Origin of the sequence: Lentilactobacillus parabuchneri DSM 5707 = NBRC 107865 (assembly GCF_001435315.1) — a bacterium.
Classification (GTDB): Bacteria; Bacillota; Bacilli; order Lactobacillales; family Lactobacillaceae; genus Lentilactobacillus; species Lentilactobacillus parabuchneri.
In genome coordinates this window covers 161184-181782 of the sequence record NZ_AZGK01000001.1, presented here as the reverse complement: position 1 = coordinate 181782, position 20599 = coordinate 161184, and the positions used below count along the sequence as shown (strand labels likewise).

Here is a 20599-nt window from a genome sequence, read left to right as displayed (position 1 = left end):
TACCTCCTAATAGATTACTTAAATTATAACACTATTTGATAATAATTTTCATTCCTTTTTTGAACTTTGTGTAATAATTCACTTCAGTTTGATGCCCTGCTTTTCCAAATAGTTCAGTTTCTGCGACCTTGTGAGCTGTTTAAATGCATACTCCGCGCTTAAAGCATCGTGTTTATTCACAAACTGTTTTTTGAATAAAATTTTCAATGGCTGGTGCGACCGGGTGTATTTTGCACCAGTCCCGTTCACATGCTGTTGAAATCTTCTTTCAACATCCGTGGAAAACCCGGTGTAAAGTGTCTGATCTTCGCATAACAAAACATACATATAATATTTATTTTCCTGATCCATAAAGCATCATCTTCACTTCGTCAGTATAGTCATCGCCATCATAGGTCAAAACATCAGGTTCCACCTTAAGCCCGTTCGGTTTACCGTCTTTTATAGCCTCAACCAACACCATATTGGCATTTTCACCCTGTCGTGGGCGAACAAATTTCAACCGCTTGGGTTCCAGTCGATGGGCTCTGAGTGCAACCAACAGGTCGGTCAATCGATCCGGACGGTAGACCATGAAAAGCTTGGCGTTCATTTTCAACAAACCGGCAGCACAGTTCACAATCTCGTCCAAGTTGGTGGTCAACTCATGCCTGGCAATTGCCAAATACTGATTTGGATTTTTTTCGCTGTCTTCGTAGTTCACGAAATAAGGCGGATTGCAGGCAACGATATCAACAGAATCTTTGTTAATGTATTTAGCGGCGTTTTTGAGATCATCATTGACCACATCAATTTGAGCACCCAACTCATTTAATTGAATGCTTCGCTGTGCCATTTCCGCCAATCGTTCCTGAATCTCAACCATCGTGATGTGTGCAGCCGTTTTTTCACTCAAAAAAAGCCCGACCGCCCCGTTGCCGGAACATAAGTCCACAATCTGACGGGTTTTGTGCCCGTTAACTTTAACAAAATCGGCCAGTAACACCGCATCCAGTGAAAACGAAAAAACGTCTTTACTTTGGATAATTTGGATCCCTTTGCTGTATAATTGGTCAATTCGTTCACCATTATGTAATTCTACTTGCATATCATCGAGTTCCTTCACAATTAAGTTTGCCAAATCCTTCAACTTTAAGTTAATATTATTCTATCAGATATGAAAGAAGGAAATGAATTGTTTTATTCATTCATGAGAGTGCTGGTTCGAATCCTAGTGTTCATTATCAATGGAAACGCCAGGTACGAACACAAAGATCGGCTTCCAAAAGGCAATTATATCTTAGTCGGACCCCATCGAACATGGTTCGACCCAATTTACTTTGCGTTGGCAGCAAGTCCCAAGAAATTCAGCTTTATGGCTAAAAAAGAATTGTTCAAAAATCCAATTTTGCGTTGGGTCTTATTACACGCCAATGCCTTTTCTGTCGATCGTGACAATCCCGGCCCCTCAGCGATTAAAAAGCCGGTTAGAATTCTACGTAAATCCGACCTGTCTTTGATCCTGTTTCCGTCCGGAACCCGCCACTCGACTCAATTAAAAAGTGGTGCGGCCTTAATCGCCCAGTTATCCGGAGTTCCTTTAGTACCAACGGTTTATCAAGGCCCACTGACGTTCAAACAGTTATTTACCAGGAAACGAATTACGGTTGCTTTTGGCGAACCGATTACGATTGATCGCAAACAAAAACTGACCGAGGATTTTCAAAAGCAAGTTGAAAAAGAAATGCAAAGCGCCTTTGATGCCCTTGATTACGGCGTTAACCCCGACTTTAAATACGTTGACGTTTCCGAAAAAGAAGATTCAAGTAAATGAGCGAATTGCTTCACCAACTTTAAAAAATTAGCAAAATTAAAAAAGACTGGCCCAACATGCGCCCCGCCAATTAAGTACTTCATTGGTTAGGGGCACGTTGCGGTCAGTCTTTTTCACACACTAATTTTTACCAGTTGTGTTTTGCATCGAGTGCATCATTTGATTCAATTTCTTCTGGGAAGGTTTTTGACCCATTTGTATCATCAATTGACGCAATTGTTCTTCGCTGAATGGCGGATTTTCTTTGAGGTACTTTTCCATATACTTACGAGCACCATAGAATCCACCAACCAAGCCCAAGACCAAGGCTAAAATGACGATTAATATCCAAATCCAAGTTGCCAAGACAAGGCCTCCTTTATAATATCATTAAGTAATTCTACACAATTATTGAAAACATTTAAAGGGCAATCGTAAAATTCTGAAGATTGGCCCTCATTAAAACACAGCTTAATCGTCTCGAAGTCCTTTGTGACGCTGAACTTCTTTGACCTTATCCGGCGTCACTTCATGCCCGTTTTTATCATAAACTTTCATCATTTCAATCTGTTTTTTGAAGTTTTCTCGGAAATGCGCAACGTATTTCTTGCGTAGCTTGGCTTGTTCGAGTTTTTCAAGCTCAGTGAGACCCTCTTCTTTGGCCTTATGAGCCAGTTCGTTAATTCTTGGAATTAACTCTTTAAAAACGTCATCGCTAATTTTTGATTGTAATTCTTTTTTCTCTTGTTCATTCATTAAAATCCCTCCATGTTTTCAATTATAACGCAGCTTTTACAAAATATACGAACATGTGTTTGAAAAGTTGCGGGTCTTATGATACGATTAAAGCATTAACAAAGGACTTATGAGGTGTCGAAAATGTCAAAAGTGACGAATGATCCCCAAAGTAAACAACATCAAATACTCCACTTCATCTGGGAACGGGTTAATGATCGCGGGTATCCACCAACGGTTCGAGAAATTGGCGAGGCGGTTCACTTGTCGTCGACATCTACCGTTCACGGACACATTTCACGGTTGGAAAAGAAGGGCTATTTGGTTAAAGACCCTTCCAAACCCCGCGCACTCGAGCTTACTGAGAGCGGCTTGGACGTATTAGGCATGCAGCCGCAGCAAAAGCAAATTCCGGTTCTAGGAACGGTTACAGCTGGTGAACCCATTTTAGCCGTCCAAGAAGCGACAGACTATTTCCCGTTGCCACCAGCCTTGTCGCATAGCGATCAACCATTGTTTATGCTGCAGATTCGCGGAGAAAGTATGATCAATGCAGGGATTCTTGATGGCGATTACGTTGTCGTCCGCAAACAGGCAACTGCTGATAATGGTGATATCGTCATTGCCATGACTGATGAAAATGAAGCAACGTGTAAACGATTCTTCAAGGAAAGTGATCATTACCGCCTTCAACCCGAAAACGACACAATGGCGCCAATCATCTTAACCCGAGTGAGCATTCTGGGAAAAGTGGTCAGCCTTTATCGAAGTGATATTTCATAATGATTTACTCAAAAAGTTAGTGTGAGAAGGATTCTTGCATTAGCTTTTTTTAGTGTCCTCATAGACCAGTTTATCATCTTGTCGACCCGCTAAAATAAACCGACCAGTGTCATGAGACTTGTCAAATGTAACATTCCCACCATCAGTTGGCAAGCCAGTTGAATAAAGCGTTTCATACTCGGGAATTGTTAACTTCGTTCGCTGTGCCAGCCGTGGCTCAACTTGATTGGCCAAAGCGTCTCTATCCAGTTCATCCGCAATTGTGGCACTGTAAAATTCCCCTTGCGCACCGGATCCATAACTAAACAGGCCAATTCGGTCCCCCGCCTTTAGATCTGTCGCCTTTGCCAAGAGTGACAAAAGGCTCAAATAAAGAGATCCCGTATACAAATTTCCGACTTGGGCATTATATTGTTTTGACAGTTCAAATTCCGACAACAATTTTTGTCCGTGCGCGTCATCTGAAATGACCGTTCTTAATGCTTTAAGGCCCATCTTCGTGAACGGAATGTGAAAGACCAACGCTGAAAAATCGGTCAGTGTGCGCTGATATTTCTCACAATAGTCCTCAAAAGTGGTTTTAAAAAAGTTAATGTAGACATCAGTGGAATAATGACCGTCAACAATGGCCTCTCGTTTGTAAAATGGCCGCCAAAAATCCATGATGTTTTCTGAATGAAAGGCACTTTGACCATCCAACCGCAAGAGATGTGGGTTGGCAGACAACAGCATCGCCACCGCCCCGCCACCCTGGGTGACTTCACCCGGCGTCTTTAACCCATAACGGGCAACGTCAGCGGCTAAGACTAAAACTTTACTGTCGGGATAAAGCGCAATGTGGTCGAGAGCCATCTGAATCCCGGCAGTGCCACCATAGCAAGCCTGCTTAATTTCAAATGAACGGGCATTATTGGAAATGCCAAGTAACGATTGGACGTATATTGCTGCTGACTTTGAATTGTCGACACCGGTTTCAGTGCCAAATATGACCATATCAACGGCGTCCTTATCATCCTCGGACAGGATTTGGTCGGCTGCGTTGGCCGCTAATGTGACAACATCTTGAGTCGGCGGAATAACCGCCTGCTGTTGTTGACCAATCCCTTTTAGGTATTTGTTCGGATCATCACCGCGGGCATGTGCCAAGTCGACCATGTCAATATAATAGTCTGAAGTAAAAAAGCCAATTTTATCAATTCCAACGTTCATGATAATCTCCTTTAGAAAGAATGAGACTGAATATTTAAGGTCCAATATCCAGTCTCATTATGTATACAGCTTATTGTGAGTGCTTATTTCTTTGTGAAGTGAATCTGGTAAGTGTCATTACCATTCATCGATTGAATGACTAATCCCTCTAAGAGATTGCCGGCATATACAAAGCCTTCGTGCTGGTGGCCAGTCGAAATGAAGGTCCACTGAACAACTTGATTGCCACCCATTGCGGATCCAAATACTCTGGCGCCTGTTAACGTACCAACAGTATTGTCAGATAGGACAACTTCTTGATTTCCTAAATTTCCATTTACATTTATAGTTAACATCGAATTCTCCTAGTTATTTCCTTTGTACAACATAATAATATATCATAATTGAAATGCAAATGCGAATTGGTTATAGTGAGTTTAAGCATAAATTAAAAATTGGGAGATGATCTTTTGAAGATTAATATTTATCGTTCCGCTAACGACCGGATTATTGCGGGCGTCATTGGTGGTTTGAGCGAACATTACGGTTGGAACGCGCTGCTTGCCCGCACCATATTCGTCCTGCTGGCGTTCACCCCGTTTTTCCCAGGAGTTATTGCCTACCTGATTCTCTGGATTCTAATGAAGAACCCTAACCAAGCTTAAGCATGGCGAATTGATCGGCGTCCCTGCCAGTAAATAAATCCGAGCATGGCAAAGAACAGAACAAAGAACAATAAAAAGCACTCCAGGAAAAACGTATCCGGCAGCATATTAATCACCGGATCGGTATTCGGATCAAAAATCCAGTCCTGGTTTCGGAACAGTACTTCATGAAATGCGATGAATACTTGTTCAAAATTAACCAACATCAGTGCGATAATCACTAACGAACCTGTCACGACCACTTTAATGGGCGTCATCAGGATCCACGTTAGTGATTTTTTATTTAACCGATGTAACAGATAGCTGCCGAGTGGTACCAAAATAATTCCCAATCCATTGTTTAACAAAATCAAATTTTTGACGTCGTGAAAATGTTGGAGTCCCTTCGCAGAACTGAAGAAATAGTGAAACTTTAACGACGAAATCCACGGCAGCTGGAGATACTGAATAATCCGAACGTAATCTGAATGCATCTGTGCTGAATTAAGACCGGTTGCTTGCTTCAAATCCAGAAAGTGACTATTAAGATCAAACAGCCAAATGCTGTTGACGGTCAAAAAAATAGCCAGTGCCAGGCATCCAAGTACCATCAATATTGCGTAACCAATTTGTTTTCCAATTAATCGCAAAATTAAAGCCGCCAATCATCTAAACTATTGATTTGATATGTTGGTGCAACGGGTTTTGAATCAACTTGTTCTTTGGTTGACAACCCTGTGTAGACCAAGAGTGTATCGACGCCGGCATTGATACCGGCCAAGATATCCGTATTGTAATTATCGCCGACCATTACAACCTCGTCCTTGCGCAGGCCAATCTTAGTTAATGCGCTTTGAATAATCCGGGCTTTGGGTTTGCCGATCATAATTGGAGCCGTCTGGGTCGCATATTCGACGAACTTAACGACAGACCCTGCTCCAGGCATCATACCACGTTCTTTGGGAATGTTTGTGTCCGGATTAGTACCAATGAATGTCGACCCGCTTCGGATGGCTAAGACAGCCTCTGAGAGCTTCTCATAGGTTAAGTCAGAATCAAGCCCAACGACTACGTAATCCGGATGGTCGGCTTCGAGTCGATAGTGATTTGCTAAAATGACTTGTTTCAGGCCCATTTCACCCACAATATAGACAGTTGGAGATTTGGATGACTTATGCGCATTCATGTAGTCAACAGTGGCCATCCCGGACGTGTAGACATTTTCGGCCTTTACGTGAATATCATGGTTTTCCGCCAAATTTTTGACGACATCCCTGGGCAGCTGAGTTGAGTTATTGGTCACAAACAAAAACGGAATTTCGGCGTGTTGGAGGCGTTCAATAAATCGTTTTGCGGCGGGAATTCGCTTTTTGCCAGCATACACTGTCCCGTCAAGGTCAATAAAATACCCCTTGTAATTTGCCATCGAATCATCCTTTGAATTAGTTTTTACTCTCACGAATAATAAAGTGATGCTTGTCAGAAGTTTTTTCAGTCTTGACCACCATGTTCTGACGTTTATCAATTGGCGGCCGAGTTGCGGCTACCTTTTTCTCTTCAAACGCATGGTTCCGGTGATTGCGATGATTATTATTTCGACCACGCGAATTGCGGCTTCGATTATTTCGATGCTTACCACGGCTACTGCGGGTCTTTCGAATGATCGGTCGGGCTTCCAAGTTATGCACGACAAAGTAAGCCGCACCGAAATTGACGTCTTCTAAAATGTAGTCATTAAGGGCGGTAATAAAGGGCCCTGGCGTTTCAGTCCGATCATCATTAAAAAAGCCACGTAACCGAAGCTTGCCGTATCCCCAGTCACCCACGATGTAGTCGTATTGACTTAGAGCTGGATTATATCGGCGAACAAACTCATCAAAGTCAAAACCGTCAGTATGATTGGTGTCCAGTTCATACTTGTGGTCATTGATCAGAAATTCGGTTTCAGAAACCCGCTGAATTCGGGCCAGCGGTTTACGGGCGTCGTTTTGTGCTGCCACGAGTTCGTCTAGTTGTTTACGGTCCACAGTGATCCTCCTCTCATTGTGTTAATGGGTAGTGTTTGGCCATATAATCGCCAAACACATCCCGTAAGTTTTCATCATATAAGATTTCGTTTTGGCCAATAATACTAAGCGTCGGAAAAAAGGGAATGAATAAGTAGTGATCCGGCATGGCAACTTGGTACGTTTTGATTGGTGAGACAAGGTCTTCATGAAAAAAGAGTTGCCCGGCATCATGATCGTAGCGCAAGCCTTCATAATGCAATTCACCAAAATATTTACCACGAAAGCCCATCCCTTTTTGCGGAAACTTGGTTAAAAAGTTGCGGTTTTTTTCCATTTCTTGAATCAGCCGCCATAGGTTATACCCATCAAGCGTTACCCGCATGACATGCATCGCATGTGGCAGCATTTGGTGGAGTTGGTTGCGATCCACAATTCCCTTTGGCAGATTGGTTAAAAACAGTCCTGAGCTTAGGATGCCGGCCTGAGTGTCTGCTTTTTCCATTATCGCATGCAATCCTTCATTTACCAACCGCGAATGGCCAATTAAATTCGTGGTCATCGGCGCTTTTATCCGGGCAAGTTTATTTCGCGCCAATAATTTTTCACCGTGTTCTTGGTACTCGGCAATTTCAGCAGCATCTCCAGGTTGTTCGGGCAAAGTCGCCGTTTTAATGACCGCGGCAGAATCTGAGACAATTTGATGCTGATCATTGACGGTTAAGGTAATTTCGCCGATGTAATGGCCCCACTTTTCGGCGGCTGCCAGAAGGGAGTGGTTAATTTTTTCGCCATGTACCAGAAGATGATGGGTATGAGCGCCAATAATCACGTTCAGCTGGGGAAACTTGCGGGCAAGAATTCGATCGACCGGTAATCCCAAATGCGACAGTAAGACACAGATATCAAACTTGCCGGCATTTTTCGCTAATATCTTTGGTAAAATAACGTCCGGCGTAATTGGCTGCCACCCCAATATCGGATACGTGAGCAAGTATGGTGCGGTCAGTCCGATCAAAAGCACCCGCGTTCCTTGAGGCGTGGTCACAATCTTGCTCGGTTTCGCCCAGGACGGGCCGAGCTTTGTGTGGTTATCCAAAAGATTGCCTAAAATAACGTCAAAATTTGCATCATCATATAACTCGTCTAATTGTTCATGGCTGTTGGTCAATCCTTCGTTATTGCCAATGGTGACGGCATCATAGTGAACCTGGTTTAGCAATTCAACGTTGGCTTTTCCGTTTGTCACTTCGGTCAAAGGATGCACACGGTCCACTGCATCGCCCAAGTCAACGGTAATGACCGATGAGTTCGGTTGAGCATTCAATTCATCCCGACGATTATTAATAAAGGTCCTGATTCGGGGCCAATTTTCAAAATGAGAATGCAGATCGTTGGTGTGTAAAATCGTTATTTTCTCAGTCATCAAATCATCCAATCTTTTTCAAATTAATGTCGTTTTGCAAAATCATCCGCTTTTCCGGCAATCATTTCCTCAATTTCGGCTTGAGAAAACGGGGTTCCAAATGGCGGCTTTGTTTTCAAGTAATCAGTTTCAGGCGTATCAACACCAACGTTGATATTTTCTTTAATCGGAACTGCATAATGGTGAATATGGCCGTGAAGATTAATGATCTGTTTGACAATGCCCATCATCATTGGGTAGTGGGTCAAATAATACTGACGGTGGTTCATCTTAATCAACGCACCAACATCGTGAAATTCAAATTTTTGACCGTTTCCAACCGGGTGATTATGGCGATCCAGGTATTTAAACAGGGCCCGTGAATCGTGATTGCCCTTAATCAAAACGATTCGGCCGTTTAGCTGGTCCAACACGTCAAATATTTGTTCAAGGGCATCTTTTTCAGGACGGGTATGCAAGATCGCAATATCGCCCAAATGATAGACAACATCTTCCGGTCCAACCCGCCGATTCCAATTGTCAATGATCGTTTCGTTCATATCTTCGACCGTTAGAAATGGTCGGGGCGCAAACTCGCTGATTCCGAGTAACCGTTCATGAAAAAAATGAGTGTCCGCAGTAAAAAATTGCATCGAAACGTCTTCTTTCGTCGATAAGTTATACAGTTAATGATACCACCCTAGTGAAATTTAGTAATGCAAAACTCTTCAAGAAGACGTCTTACAACCAAACAAAAAGGTTGGAATATAAGCGTTTCACCTATTTTCCAGCCTCCTTAAGTGTATTTGTATAATCGGATCGTAACCCCAAAGCCAGTCGCAAATTTGCGTTAGACCAATCTATCTAGATGGGAATCAATCCTCTTTAACCTTATCAGACAAACTTTTTGCCACAAACAACGCAATCAGCCAAACGATTGAGCCCACCAGTGCAATCAGCGTTTCCGTCTTCATTGTTAGAATCACGGCCACAAAGGCCATGAAAATGAGCACAAAATAGTCTGAGATTGGGTACAGCGGCATTTTAAACGTTAACTTTCTTTCGTTACCGGATCTTTTAATCGCCTTTCGGTATTTAATGTGGGCCAGGACAATCATCCCCCAAACAAAGAGGAAACAGGTCGTCGCAACACTTGATATAAATGAAAAGACGTTCCCAGGCATCAAAATACTTAACAGAACAATCACGGCGATCACGCCAGTTGAAAACAAAATCGCGTTAAATGGAATCTGCCGTTTGGACAAGGTGCCAACCTTTCGGCTTAATTTGGACTTGCCGTCATAGGTTAACGAAAACAGCATCCGCCCCGTTGTAAATAACGAACTGTTACAAGCTGAAATTGCAGCTGTTAGAACCACAAAATTGATAATCATGGCTGCGGACTGAATCCCAACGCCGGCAAACACTTGCACGAATGGACTGGAAGTCGGTGACACGTGCTGCCATGGGAAGATACTCATCAAAGCCAGCAACGACCCAATATAAAACAGAAGCACTCTGGTTGGCACTTCGTTGATACTCTTTGGAATCGTCACCAGTGGATCTTGCGTCTCTGAAGCCGTCATCCCAATCATTTCAATTCCAGCAAAACTGAATAAGACCATTTGAAATGATAATAAGAACCCTTTGGCGCCGTTGGCAAAGAACCCGCCCTTCACAACATTGCTCAAAGAAGCGTGGCCGTATGGGGTTTTGAAATGAATCGCAACTAAGACAATCCCGATGATAATTAGTGCGACAATTGCCGCAATTTTGATAATTGCCAACCAAAATTCGGTTTCACCAAAGGCAGAAACCGCCACAATGTTAATCACAAACAGAATTACCAATAAGACGAGGCCTGTCAGCCAAATTGGAATGTTTGGGAACCAAAATTGAACATACAGCCCCGATGCAGTGACTTCTGCCATCGCAATCGCGATCCAACACATCCAGTAAGTCCAACCGATTACAAAGCCCATTTTTTCACCCAGATATTTTTTGATGAAATAAACGAATGAATTTTGATTCACATCTGAAACCAGTAATTCGCCCAAGGCACGCATCAAAAGAAAACAGGCAAGTCCAGCAATCACATAAGCTAAAATAATTGACGGTCCGGCCAGGTGAATGGATTGTCCGGCACCCAGAAATAGCCCGGTCCCAATCGTGCCCCCCAAGGCGATCAGCTGCACGTGACGATTTTTCAAGCCACGAGATAATTGGTTGTCGTCTTTTTGTTTCTCCACAAGTGTGCCATCCTTTCTCAATATCGTTAGTTTACTTTTTTCTAAAATAATAGCCGTGATTTGCTATCACGGCTAGTGTTTAGTAATAGATTTTTAACGTAATTTTACTTTTGAGTTTTCCGGAGTCGTTCAATATCTCGAACAATCATTAATTCTTCGTCTGTTGGGATTAACAAGGTTTTAACAGTTGAACCCGCTGCTGACAAGTCACGTTCTTCACCGCGAATGTCATTCTTTTCTGGGTCCACTTTAATGCCAAAGTAACCTAATTTATCGGCAACTTCTTGACGAATCATAATGTCATTTTCGCCAATTCCGGCTGTGTAAACCAAGGCATCGATGCCACCCATTTCGGCAACATAACTCCCGATGTAGCGAATAATTCGGTTTTTGAAAATTTCACGAGCTAACATTGCTCGATGGTTGGTTCCCATAACGCCTTCGATTTCGCGCATATCGGCAGAAACACCGGAAATTCCCACCAAGCCAGACTTGTGGTTCAAGATATCAACCATGTCGTCCATGTTCTTGATGCCAGCTTTATCCATGACATATTGAAGTGCAGAAGGATCAACATCTCCTGATCGGGTTGCCATGGTAATCCCGGCAACTGGAGAGAAGCCCATAGAAGTATCAAATGACTTACCATCTTTAATCGCGTCAATTGAAGCACCTGCGCCCAAATGTAAAACGATCAGCTTCAAATCCTTCAAAGGCTTGCCGAGAATTTCGGCAGCGCGGGCTGATACGTAACGGTAGCTGGTTCCGTGAGCACCATACTTACGAACTTGGAACTTTTGGTAATATTCGTATGGCAAACTGTACATATAGTTAACTTCAGGAAGCGTTGTATGAAATGAGGTATCAAAAACAGCAACGCTGATCACATCGGGAAGAATCTTCTTGAAGGCTTTGATGCCTAACAATGCGGCTGGTTCATGAAGTGGCGCAAAATCAGTTAAAGATTCAATCTTCTTGATCACGTCATCGTCAACAACCACTGAATCAGGGAAGAGTTCCCCACCAGCAACGATCCGATGCCCAACGCCAGTGATTTCTTTGTAGTCCTTAATGATATCCAGACTTAATAATTTATCCAAGACAAGTTGAATGGCTTGTTCATGGTTATCAATGTCTTGTGTATCTTTAAATTTCTTGCCGTCATCATACTTGATTGAGATTGCTGATGAACCAAGGCCGATTCGATCAATCGCCCCACTTGAAATCACCTGTTCTTCAGGCATTTGGAATAACTTGAATTTTAAAGTGGAACTACCAGCGTTGATTGCAATTGATTTTCCCATAATAAGTAATGCTCCTCTGTTGTTTTTTAATATTGAATAAACATTTTAAAATAAATCCTTTTGTTCCCAATCATCGATTTCGGTTAGGAACTTGGCAAAAGCTTGTTGATCCTTGAATGATGGAAATTCACCCAGCATTACCGGATCCACTTGTTTAGCGCCGTTGCCTGAATTTTGAAGAATCAAGATGGCTTTTTGAGCGGCGCTGTTTTGGAACAGCTCCTTTGGTAAATTCAACAGTCCTTGAAGAAATACCCTGCCCTGCATCCATTTCAGAAGCTGCTTGGCCTCTGAAGTCTGGAAGATTTGGCTTGGCACTAGGAAAAAGCCAAAACCACCTTTTTTAACATGGTCCATCCCAAATTCAATCAATAAATGGTGAACGTAGGAATGGCCGGTTTCAGAATGGGTTGAAAAGCCTTTTGCATTGGCGTCAATTGGATAGTATCCAATCGGCAGGTCGCTGACAACGGCATCAACCACAGGTGCCAGAACGTTCTGCACCGCGTCTTCGTGGAATAATTCTGCGTGAATTTTTTGTAATTCCACTGAATCCGCTGCTAATTCAAACATTGCGTCATCATTTTCAATTCCGGAAATCGTGATATCAATTCCCAAGCTTGATTGAAGTTGATGATCAATTGCCGTCAGTAAATTGGCCGTCCCCATCGCAGGATCTAAAATACTCAGTTGCTTTTTGTCATGGAAAACACCCGCCATGATATAACCAATCACATTGGCAATTGTGTCAGGGGTAATCTGATAATTGGCCTGAATTTGATCAACCCGAATGGCTTTCAGAACTGCCATTTGGATCGCCTTGCGGATCGTTTCACGGTCATAGTCGTCCTGATCAAAAGCTGCATAAATATTAATCAGCTTTTTTTCGTCGGCTGAAGACAGGCCTTGGTCATTGTCGTCCCCATTTTGGATGGCACCAAGAGTTTCAATTAATGAATCCAAATAGGATTGGTCCCTGGATTTTTGTATCAATTCACTTGATTGGTTCAAGATACCAAAAAGTCGTTCGATTTGTCCTTCAGTCAGAACCCTCAACTCCCCTTCACAATACTTGAATACTATTAAATACTACCAGATTCGCTATAAACAATTCAAGTAAGAATGCAAATTCACAAGAAAAAACGGTCATGAATCGTGACCGTTTGTACGTTTATCATGAACATCTTTTTTTAGATGTTGCTTCTTTAACTGATGCCGCATTTTCCGATCGGATTCAGTAATTCGATAGATGCTCCCCATTTCCTGCTTGTACGCAGCCAGTTGAAACATTAAACAGGATACGAGGATCCCCACAAAGATGACGGCAACGACAGTTAATGATCCCTGCTCATATTTTTCAATCTTTAAACGGTAATTTTGAATACGCAGAACATTTTTGACCATTGCTAAATGTGACATCTGTTCTCAAACACCCCCTAAATTTCGACCAGCGAACTTTTTGAACATCATTCAATGCGGGAATGTGGCCCTTAAAACTCCCTGTGAAACGAATCATCCCCTTGTATTTTTCCATATGGTAATATTTGTGGGTCACAGGGCTGTATAGCAAAGTGTCACCGACCTTGATCTGTTTAATTTGAAAATCGAATTTTTCTGATTCCAAAATTCGAATATAGGAATGAAAATTAACCAATTGCCGATTTTGAACCTGGCTGGCGTACGAAATCATCGCCACCACCGTCCAGACAGCAAACACCGTCATAACGACACTGACCAATCCTTCAACTAACAGATATCCCGGTCGACGAAAGCCACTACTGATTAAGGATTTCCGATTCATACTTTTCCCTCTCGTCTACCATCACCTGCTCTTGGGATTCAATATTTTGATTCATCTGGTGAATGGTTTGAATATAAAACAAACTAAACGAGCAAATAATGGTGAGTCCAATTAATGAGTCGATGACTGTAAATCCGGTTCGTCTACCGCTTTTCAACACGATATCCACTCCATCCCATTTGAATTTTTTGGTCGTATTTAACATGACCTTCCTGATCCAGCCAAATTACTGTCGTTGGCGCTGTAAAGCCATCATCGGTTGCCGTGAGCGTCTTTATCGACCGCACATGCATTGAACTTGGAACCTTGATGTGTTCACTTCGAATTGGCCCAGCATGGCGACGAGCATACATTGGATAAAAGGTCACGTCGGTATCACGAATCGACACCCGATAGTAAATATCTTCTGCTTTGGCGTTCATAATCATCCGGTTCCAGGCACTGTCAAAGGAATTCCAGAAAATACGTTCACTGGGATTTCCTGCTTCAACGACTTTGATAAGCATCAGATTAATCATCAAAATGCCGATGATGACGGCTAAATACACCAGCAGCTCAACGACAGTAAAGCCGCGTCTATTTTTGAACTTCATTGTGTGAAATCTTTAAGCCTTCATCTTTAGCCTGCTTCACCTGTTTGGCAGTCAGATACCCGCCCTTAACCAAGTCTGGAAAGCTGACCGTTTTGGCCATTGGGTGCTGGCTGAAATACGCGTCCACCTGCGCTTGAACGACTTCCGACATTGCCGAAGAGTGAACCGATTGGGCGTGTTTTCGTTGATTGGATAAATTAGGGATAATAATCAAAATCAAAAGTGAAATAATAAAGAGCACGATGGTCATTTCAATCAAAGTAAAACCTGAGCGCATCTTCTTAACTTGCTTTTTCATTTCAGTACATTCCTTTCACCGAGTTGTATATTGGAATTAAAAGTTGAAAATAAGTGCCAACAATCGTGACGCCAATCAGTACGAACATCGCCGGCTGAATAAACGCAATCATCTTATCGGTTGCCAAGATCATCTCGTCAAACATCAATTTTGAGTATGCGGTCATCGAATTGGCCATTTCGGGAATCGTGTTACCCGATGTCATAAATTTCACAATTTCATTTGGGATAAACTTGTGCCGATTCACTAGATTTTTAACCGATTGTCCTTCCATCAAGGCGGCATGCAGCTTTTCACCCAGTAAGTGAATTAACGAACCGGATTTGAATTCTGAGAGAGTCGCATAAATTTCTTTGACACTCAGCCCATTTCGTAACAGAGTTGCTAAATTGCTCGCCAGATAATAGGCAATGTATTTTCGAAATAATTTGCCTATCAGTGGGACTTTGACAATGAATTGGGCCCGTGAAATTGCATCTAACCGACTCCAGTACCCAATAAAAATCAATGCCCCGATTAATATTGGAAGCGGCAGGAGTTTAACGAGTTGCATCCCCAAACTTGGTGCTGACTGAACAGGATCATCCGGCATCAATTGCTGGATCTGAGGAAACACAAACACCCGGATCATCATAATCAGAACTCCCAGAATCAAGCAGAGAAATAATGGGTACACCAACATTGCCTTGATCTTCTTAAGTTGCTTCATTCTTAATCGATCAAACCTGGCCAACTCTTCTAAAACTTCGCTCAGCTGACCGTGCTTTTCGGCAATCAAGAGTTGATGGTAGGCTTGGGCCTCAATCAACGGACGAATACTTTCGGAAAATTCAAGTCCCTCTTTAAGGGATTCGATGATCTGGTGGACCCCGACTGACAATTGCCGTTCGGTCTGTTCCATGAACTTCAAGGCTTCAGTCAAAGAAAAGCCGATGGATAATAGATTGGCCAACGAATCAAAGAAACCGGCCTGGACTGCGACCGGCCATTTCTTAGCCAAGTTCGAATTTCTTGGCAGTCTCTGGTGTAACCAGCTTGCTGTTAACGGCTGTCGTGAGCCCATCTTGCCATTCACTCCAATCATAAGAATTTAGATCGGCCAGTTCGAAGTACTCATGGCCAATCAGCATTGCCTTTTGTTGACCATCAGTGGTCGGTACCAACCGTTGATAGGCTACCCCCGTCAATGCCTGAGAAATAAACTCCTGACTAATTCCAAGTTGTTTAAAGCGATCGATGACCCCAAGTGGGTCCTGAGCATGAACAGTTGTATATACCAAATGTCCACTCAGCGCCGCTTTAATCGCAGCTTCAGCAGTTAAGGGATCTCTGACTTCGCCGATAATAAACACATCTGGACGATGCCGTAATCCAACTTTGATCAAATCAGCGTAATCCATCCCAGCATCGTGGTTAACTTGTAGTTGCAAAAAGCGTTGCTCTTTAATCTCAATTGGGTCCTCAATTGTCATGACGAATTGATCAGTCACCATTGCCTTGACGAGATTATAAATCGTGGTCGTTTTCCCGGAACCGGTTGGCCCGGAAAAGGCAATCAGCCCACGCTTTTTGCTCATTTCTGAAATAAACCGCAATTGATTTTCGTCAAAAAAGGCCGTACTCACATCTTGCAGTGAATAGATAATTCGAATCACCAGCGATTCAGCGCCGGCAAAATTCCCAACCGATGACAACCGAAGAAAATACTGGTTGTCGGCAATGTTCCAATCCATTGCGCCGATTTGTGGCCGCCGTTGTTCACTGAGCGCCATATCGGCAACGTATTTGCAATAATTCATCAACCGTCTTGCCTGAAGATAGCCAATTTCATCCCAAATAATCACTTCACGCTGATTGCGAATCTTGATTAGATAATTTTCACCATTTGGCAAAAAATAGATATCACTTGCCCGGGTCTTAATTGCCTCTGCAATCAACCCGTCTATCTGTTGACTAATTTCCATTAATTTCACCTCACATTTAATATATACGCAGTTAATGGGTGAAATTCTTTTTTTATGGACAAAAAAAGACGACTAATCACAAAATTAGTCGTCTGAAACGAAAAGTGTTTATTCTTCTTCTGGCAATGTAGCAGCTTCATAAACATCTTGAACATCGTCATTATCTTCAAGTTCGTCAATTAAGCCGGTATATTGAGAAATTTTTGCTTCTGGTACTTCGGTGGTATTTTCTGGGAATAAACGAACCTCAGCAGTATCCAAGTCGTAACCCTTCTTTTGAAGTGCGTCACGAACTTCGGCCAATGATTTAGGATCAGTGAAGATTTCGTATTCATCATCATTGGTCTTCAAATCATCAGCACCTGCATCCAAGGCGTCCATTAACATGGTGTCTTCGTCAGTATCAAGACCATCTCTTAAAATCACAATGTATCCTTTACGATCGAACATGTAAGAAACTGATCCACTTGTTCCAAGTGTGCCACCATGGTGGGTAAATGCGGAACGAATTGCGGCAGCAGTCCGGTTCTTATTATCCGTCAAAGCAGAAACCATGATAGCTGTTCCACCGGGACCATAACCCTCGTAAGTAATTTCTTCGAATTTGGCTCCACCAACACCTGAAGCCTTGTCGATTGCACGTTGAACATTATCTTTTGGCATGTTGGCGGCACGTGCTTTTTCCATCACTAAACGTAACTGAGGATTGTTTTCTGGATCAGGATCACCTGCTTTAGCGGCTTGATACAAGTCACGTGATATTTTTTGGAAAATTTTTCCACGTTTAGCATCCTGAGCGTTTTTACGGCCTTGAATGTTATGCCATTTTGAATGTCCTGACATAATAACTCCTCTTTTCTACAATTTATTAGCTGGTTACAAACATACGTCAATATTCTACCAGATACGCCCCACCGTTTCAAGAACGCTGGGAATATCAGTAGACTGAATCAGAACAAAATGAGTGGTCCAAAAGAATCACTCATCTTGTTCTGATTGATCAAATTTACTTGGTAGATTCACGCTTCATTAAGCCATAAGGTAACAAGACATTTTTGTCGTCAACCGGCTCGTTGTGCATCAATTTGGTTAACAATCGCATGGCAACCGCACCAATATCATATAAAGGTTGGGTAATTGATGACATCTTTGGTCGGACCATTTCTGTTAATTTTGTATCATTACTGGTAATAATTTCAAAATTATCCGGCACTTTTACGTCAGCATCAGACATGCCGTTCATAATTCCTGCAGCCAATTCATCGTCAGTCACCATTGCTGCAGTCGCGTTAACCGCCATTAATGCGGGCTGAAGCAACGTTCCGGTCTTGTATGTATCATCGGTTTCGAAGACCAGCTTTTCGTCATAAGGAATTCCAGCACTCTTTAAGGCCTGTTTGTACCCTTTCAGCCGGAATTTACCATTAATTGCTTGTTCCAGAGGACCACAAACAAACGCAACCCGCTTGTTACCACGATCAATCAGGTTTTTGACTTCTTCTTGAACCGCCGCAACATAATCAATATTCACACTTGGATTCAAATCTTCTTCATCAACTGAACCCGCCAGAACAATCGGCGTCTTGGTTCGTTTAAATTCTTCTCGAAGCTTATCCGTAATTTCATTGCCCATGAAAACGATACCGTCAACTTGTTTGGACAGCAGCGTATTCAAGACTTTGATTTCTTTTTCACTGTTGGAATCAGAATTGGTTAAAATGATGTTATATTTGTACATTGTTGCAACGTCATCAATCCCACGCGCCAACGATGCAAAATACATATTGGTTACATCAGGGACAATCACGCCAACCGTCGTGGTTTTCTTGCTTGCTAATCCTCTGGCAACAGCATTGGGACGGTAGTCTAATTTCTCGATTACATCGAGTACTTTCTTTCTGGTAGCCGGCTTTACATTGGCATTTCCATTTACTACCCGAGAAACGGTTGCCATTGAAACACTTGCTTCTCTGGCAACATCATAAATTGTAATTGTTTGTTTATCCATAAAGATAGCCCTTTCTTTCTCGTTAGAATATGTTTTCATCGATTTTCAAAACATCATCTAATATACCAAATAAAAAGGTTTTCAGCAAATTGAAAACGTTTTCAACTAAATAATAAACTATCATTGATGAAAATTCAAGTGAAAACGGAATTTTGCGGGATAAATCCTAATTCAGCATATGCTATACTAAGAACAAATTAATTGAGGAGTGATTATCGTGAACAAAATTGAAAAAATTCAACGATGGTTGGCTGATAACAACCAAGACATCGCACTCATCACCGATCCAAAAACGATTCAGTATCTAACGGGCTTTTACAGTGATCCCGTCGAACGCGTCTTGATGGTGGTGGTCTTCAAAGATAAAGACCCATTCATCTTCGGACCAGCGCTGGAAAGCGAAGCAATCAAAGATACCGGCTGGACCAATCCGGTTTATGGCTATTTGGATCATGAAGATCCCTGGGCAATGATCGCCGATCAAGTACACGCAAGAAACACCGATGAAACCCACTTTGCAATCGAAAAGTCCCAACTGGCCGTTGACCGGTTGGAATCGCTCGAATCTGTTTTTTCTGATGGCGACTTTTCAGCCAATTTAACCCCATTTATTGAAAAAATGCGATTAATCAAATCAGCTGATGAAATTGAAAAGTTAAAAATCGCCGGAAAATGGGATGATTTTGCCTTACAAAAAGGATTTGAAGCTGTTGCGTTGGGAAAAACCGAGGATCAAATTGCAGCTGACCTGCAGTACGCCTTAATGCAAAACGGGATCATGGAACTGAGTTTTCCATCCCTCGTTCAAGCCGGCGCCCATGCTGCAGAACCGCACGGGGCAACCAGTGAGAATCAAGTTCAAAACAATCAGTTGGTTTTGTTTGATTTGGGAACTGTTTGGCAAGGCTACATCAGCGATGCTTCGCGGACAGTTGCGGTTGGAAAACCAGATGAAAAATCAATGGACATCTATAACGTCTGCCTGGAAGCCCAGTTAACCGCCCAAGCTGCTGCCAAACCCGGTATCACGGCAGAAGAGCTGGACAAAATTGCCAGAGATGTCATTACCAAAGCCGGTTACGGTGAGTACTTCATCCATCGCTTAGGTCACGGGATGGGGATGAGTGAGCACGAATTTCCATCAATTATGGAAGGCAATAAAATGGAACTGCAGCCCGGCATGTGCTTTTCAATTGAACCCGGTATTTATATTCCAAACGTTGCCGGAGTTCGAATTGAAGACTGCGTTCACATCACAGAAAATGGCAGTGAACCATTTACCCATACCACAAAAGAATTACGATATGTTGATTTATAAAGTCAAAAAAACAACCTCAACCGAGGTTGTTTTTTTATGCTTGATCATCTGTTGAATCATCTTTAATCGGAATATCACCAGTTGATGAGTCGCCTTTATCAGGATCCGGCGTCAAGTCGTCAGCAGCACTGGGAATGTCGGAATTTTGAAAGGCATCCTTTGCGTCAACCACAATGTCGTCTTGATCATCGTCTGCTGGTTGATCATCCGTGGTCTGATCAGCTTTAAAGCTCTTTGCCTTGTCAGCAAATTGTGACTTGGCATCATTGACAGTTTCCTTGGTGTTATCCATTTCATCATGAATAACGTCTTTGAGATCACTCAAAGCATCATTGGCATAAAATGCGTAGTCGACTGCCCGATCCCTTAATTCGTCGGCTTTATCGCGCGCATCACGCTTCAGACGGTCTTTTTTATCTTCATCTAATTTTTGATAAGCGGCGTAAAGCCCCGCACCGAGAATTCCGGCAAATAGTCCTGCTGCTAATTTTTTACCCATTATAATCAATCC

The 20599-nt window shown here is 42.6% G+C and carries 28 protein-coding genes; 4 read left to right on the top strand and 24 right to left on the bottom strand.

Annotated features, from left to right (window positions below):
- Positions 1-78: 78 nt before the first annotated feature.
- Together FC51_RS01010 and FC51_RS01005 are read right to left on the bottom strand one after the other, a co-directional pair.
- Entirely contained in the window at positions 79-351 is a 273-nt protein-coding gene (locus tag FC51_RS01010) for a GIY-YIG nuclease family protein (RefSeq protein WP_057909238.1), read from the bottom strand.
- Positions 335-1087 carry a tRNA1(Val) (adenine(37)-N6)-methyltransferase gene (locus FC51_RS01005; protein ID WP_057909239.1) on the bottom strand — a complete coding sequence of 251 codons (753 nt, stop codon included), beginning with the start codon at positions 1085-1087 and terminating at the stop codon, positions 335-337. The genes FC51_RS01010 and FC51_RS01005 overlap by 17 nt, the downstream gene beginning before the upstream one ends.
- A gap of 87 nt (positions 1088-1174) precedes the next feature.
- Between FC51_RS01005 and FC51_RS01000 the strand changes: the two genes are divergently transcribed.
- Positions 1175-1813, top strand: coding sequence for a lysophospholipid acyltransferase family protein (locus FC51_RS01000; RefSeq protein ID WP_057909240.1), 639 nt, complete (start codon positions 1175-1177; stop codon positions 1811-1813).
- A 120-nt stretch (positions 1814-1933) separates the two neighbouring features.
- Here FC51_RS01000 and FC51_RS00995 read toward each other — a convergent pair whose 3' ends face one another.
- Both FC51_RS00995 and FC51_RS00990 read right to left on the bottom strand, forming a co-directional pair.
- Entirely contained in the window at positions 1934-2158 is a 225-nt protein-coding gene (locus FC51_RS00995; protein ID WP_057909241.1) for a YneF family protein, read from the bottom strand.
- A gap of 105 nt (positions 2159-2263) precedes the next feature.
- Positions 2264-2548, bottom strand: a complete 285-nt coding sequence (locus FC51_RS00990) for a DUF896 domain-containing protein (protein ID WP_057909242.1) — start codon at positions 2546-2548, stop codon at positions 2264-2266.
- A 123-nt stretch (positions 2549-2671) separates the two neighbouring features.
- On the opposite strand from FC51_RS00990, the gene lexA reads away from it, so the two are divergent.
- Positions 2672-3310, top strand: a complete 639-nt coding sequence (gene lexA, locus FC51_RS00985; protein ID WP_057909243.1) for a transcriptional repressor LexA — start codon at positions 2672-2674, stop codon at positions 3308-3310.
- A gap of 39 nt (positions 3311-3349) precedes the next feature.
- On the opposite strand, the gene FC51_RS00980 is transcribed toward lexA, so the two are convergent.
- Complete coding sequence (locus FC51_RS00980; RefSeq protein ID WP_057909244.1) at positions 3350-4519, bottom strand: hydroxymethylglutaryl-CoA synthase; 1170 nt, start codon at positions 4517-4519, stop codon at positions 3350-3352.
- Positions 4520-4602: 83 nt separating this feature from the next.
- Positions 4603-4854: a hypothetical protein gene (locus FC51_RS00975; RefSeq protein ID WP_057909245.1), complete on the bottom strand. Its 252-nt coding sequence runs from the start codon at positions 4852-4854 to the stop codon at positions 4603-4605.
- Between the two features lie 114 nt (positions 4855-4968).
- Here FC51_RS00975 and FC51_RS00970 point away from each other — a divergent pair, with 114 nt between their 5' ends.
- On the top strand, positions 4969-5163 hold the full coding sequence (locus FC51_RS00970) for a PspC domain-containing protein (protein WP_057909246.1): 195 nt from the start codon (positions 4969-4971) through the stop codon (positions 5161-5163).
- Here the strand turns inward: FC51_RS00970 and FC51_RS00965 are convergent.
- From FC51_RS00965 to ccpA, 17 genes are all read right to left on the bottom strand, one after another.
- The gene (locus tag FC51_RS00965; protein ID WP_225355021.1) at positions 5160-5792 is read right to left on the bottom strand and encodes a TIGR01906 family membrane protein; all 633 of its coding nucleotides are present in this window, start codon (positions 5790-5792) and stop codon (positions 5160-5162) included. The genes FC51_RS00970 and FC51_RS00965 overlap by 4 nt on opposite strands.
- A gap of 2 nt (positions 5793-5794) precedes the next feature.
- Positions 5795-6568, bottom strand: a complete 774-nt coding sequence (locus FC51_RS00960) for a TIGR01457 family HAD-type hydrolase (protein WP_057909247.1) — start codon at positions 6566-6568, stop codon at positions 5795-5797.
- A gap of 16 nt (positions 6569-6584) precedes the next feature.
- Positions 6585-7169 carry a YutD family protein gene (locus tag FC51_RS00955; RefSeq protein ID WP_057909248.1) on the bottom strand — a complete coding sequence of 195 codons (585 nt, stop codon included), beginning with the start codon at positions 7167-7169 and terminating at the stop codon, positions 6585-6587.
- A gap of 13 nt (positions 7170-7182) precedes the next feature.
- Positions 7183-8574, bottom strand: coding sequence for a bifunctional metallophosphatase/5'-nucleotidase (locus FC51_RS00950; protein ID WP_057909249.1), 1392 nt, complete (start codon positions 8572-8574; stop codon positions 7183-7185).
- Between the two features lie 23 nt (positions 8575-8597).
- Entirely contained in the window at positions 8598-9206 is a 609-nt protein-coding gene (locus FC51_RS00945; RefSeq protein ID WP_057909250.1) for a metallophosphoesterase, read from the bottom strand.
- A gap of 222 nt (positions 9207-9428) precedes the next feature.
- Positions 9429-10802, bottom strand: a complete 1374-nt coding sequence (locus FC51_RS00940) for an amino acid permease (RefSeq protein ID WP_057909251.1) — start codon at positions 10800-10802, stop codon at positions 9429-9431.
- Between the two features lie 104 nt (positions 10803-10906).
- Positions 10907-12106, bottom strand: a complete 1200-nt coding sequence (locus FC51_RS00935) for an acetate/propionate family kinase (protein ID WP_057909252.1) — start codon at positions 12104-12106, stop codon at positions 10907-10909.
- A gap of 45 nt (positions 12107-12151) precedes the next feature.
- On the bottom strand, positions 12152-13162 hold the full coding sequence (locus FC51_RS00930) for a class I SAM-dependent methyltransferase (RefSeq protein WP_057909253.1): 1011 nt from the start codon (positions 13160-13162) through the stop codon (positions 12152-12154).
- Positions 13163-13252: 90 nt separating this feature from the next.
- Positions 13253-13525 carry a hypothetical protein gene (locus FC51_RS00925; RefSeq protein ID WP_225355022.1) on the bottom strand — a complete coding sequence of 91 codons (273 nt, stop codon included), beginning with the start codon at positions 13523-13525 and terminating at the stop codon, positions 13253-13255.
- Entirely contained in the window at positions 13464-13907 is a 444-nt protein-coding gene (locus FC51_RS00920) for a ComGF family competence protein (protein WP_057909254.1), read from the bottom strand. Before FC51_RS00920 ends, FC51_RS00925 begins: the two co-directional genes overlap by 62 nt.
- Positions 13882-14067, bottom strand: a complete 186-nt coding sequence (locus FC51_RS12045) for a hypothetical protein (RefSeq protein WP_081037509.1) — start codon at positions 14065-14067, stop codon at positions 13882-13884. The genes FC51_RS00920 and FC51_RS12045 overlap by 26 nt, the downstream gene beginning before the upstream one ends.
- Positions 14051-14500, bottom strand: a complete 450-nt coding sequence (locus tag FC51_RS00915) for a prepilin-type N-terminal cleavage/methylation domain-containing protein (protein ID WP_057909255.1) — start codon at positions 14498-14500, stop codon at positions 14051-14053. Before FC51_RS00915 ends, FC51_RS12045 begins: the two co-directional genes overlap by 17 nt.
- Complete coding sequence (comGC, locus tag FC51_RS00910) at positions 14484-14798, bottom strand: competence type IV pilus major pilin ComGC (RefSeq protein WP_057909256.1); 315 nt, start codon at positions 14796-14798, stop codon at positions 14484-14486. Before comGC ends, FC51_RS00915 begins: the two co-directional genes overlap by 17 nt.
- Position 14799: 1 nt before the next feature.
- Positions 14800-15798 carry a type II secretion system F family protein gene (locus FC51_RS00905; protein ID WP_225355023.1) on the bottom strand — a complete coding sequence of 333 codons (999 nt, stop codon included), beginning with the start codon at positions 15796-15798 and terminating at the stop codon, positions 14800-14802.
- Positions 15791-16762, bottom strand: a complete 972-nt coding sequence (gene comGA, locus FC51_RS00900; protein ID WP_057909258.1) for a competence type IV pilus ATPase ComGA — start codon at positions 16760-16762, stop codon at positions 15791-15793. The genes FC51_RS00905 and comGA overlap by 8 nt, the downstream gene beginning before the upstream one ends.
- 108 nt (positions 16763-16870) lie before the next feature.
- A complete protein-coding gene (locus tag FC51_RS00895; protein WP_057909259.1) occupies positions 16871-17605 on the bottom strand; it encodes a YebC/PmpR family DNA-binding transcriptional regulator in 735 nt (244 codons plus the stop codon).
- A gap of 163 nt (positions 17606-17768) precedes the next feature.
- Positions 17769-18770 carry a catabolite control protein A gene (gene ccpA / locus FC51_RS00890; protein WP_057909260.1) on the bottom strand — a complete coding sequence of 334 codons (1002 nt, stop codon included), beginning with the start codon at positions 18768-18770 and terminating at the stop codon, positions 17769-17771.
- Positions 18771-18987: 217 nt separating this feature from the next.
- Here ccpA and FC51_RS00885 point away from each other — a divergent pair, with 217 nt between their 5' ends.
- Entirely contained in the window at positions 18988-20088 is a 1101-nt protein-coding gene (locus FC51_RS00885) for a M24 family metallopeptidase (protein WP_057909261.1), read from the top strand.
- A gap of 34 nt (positions 20089-20122) precedes the next feature.
- Here the strand turns inward: FC51_RS00885 and FC51_RS00880 are convergent, their stop codons facing one another.
- Complete coding sequence (locus FC51_RS00880) at positions 20123-20587, bottom strand: YtxH domain-containing protein (protein WP_057909262.1); 465 nt, start codon at positions 20585-20587, stop codon at positions 20123-20125.
- Positions 20588-20599: the final 12 nt, after the last annotated feature.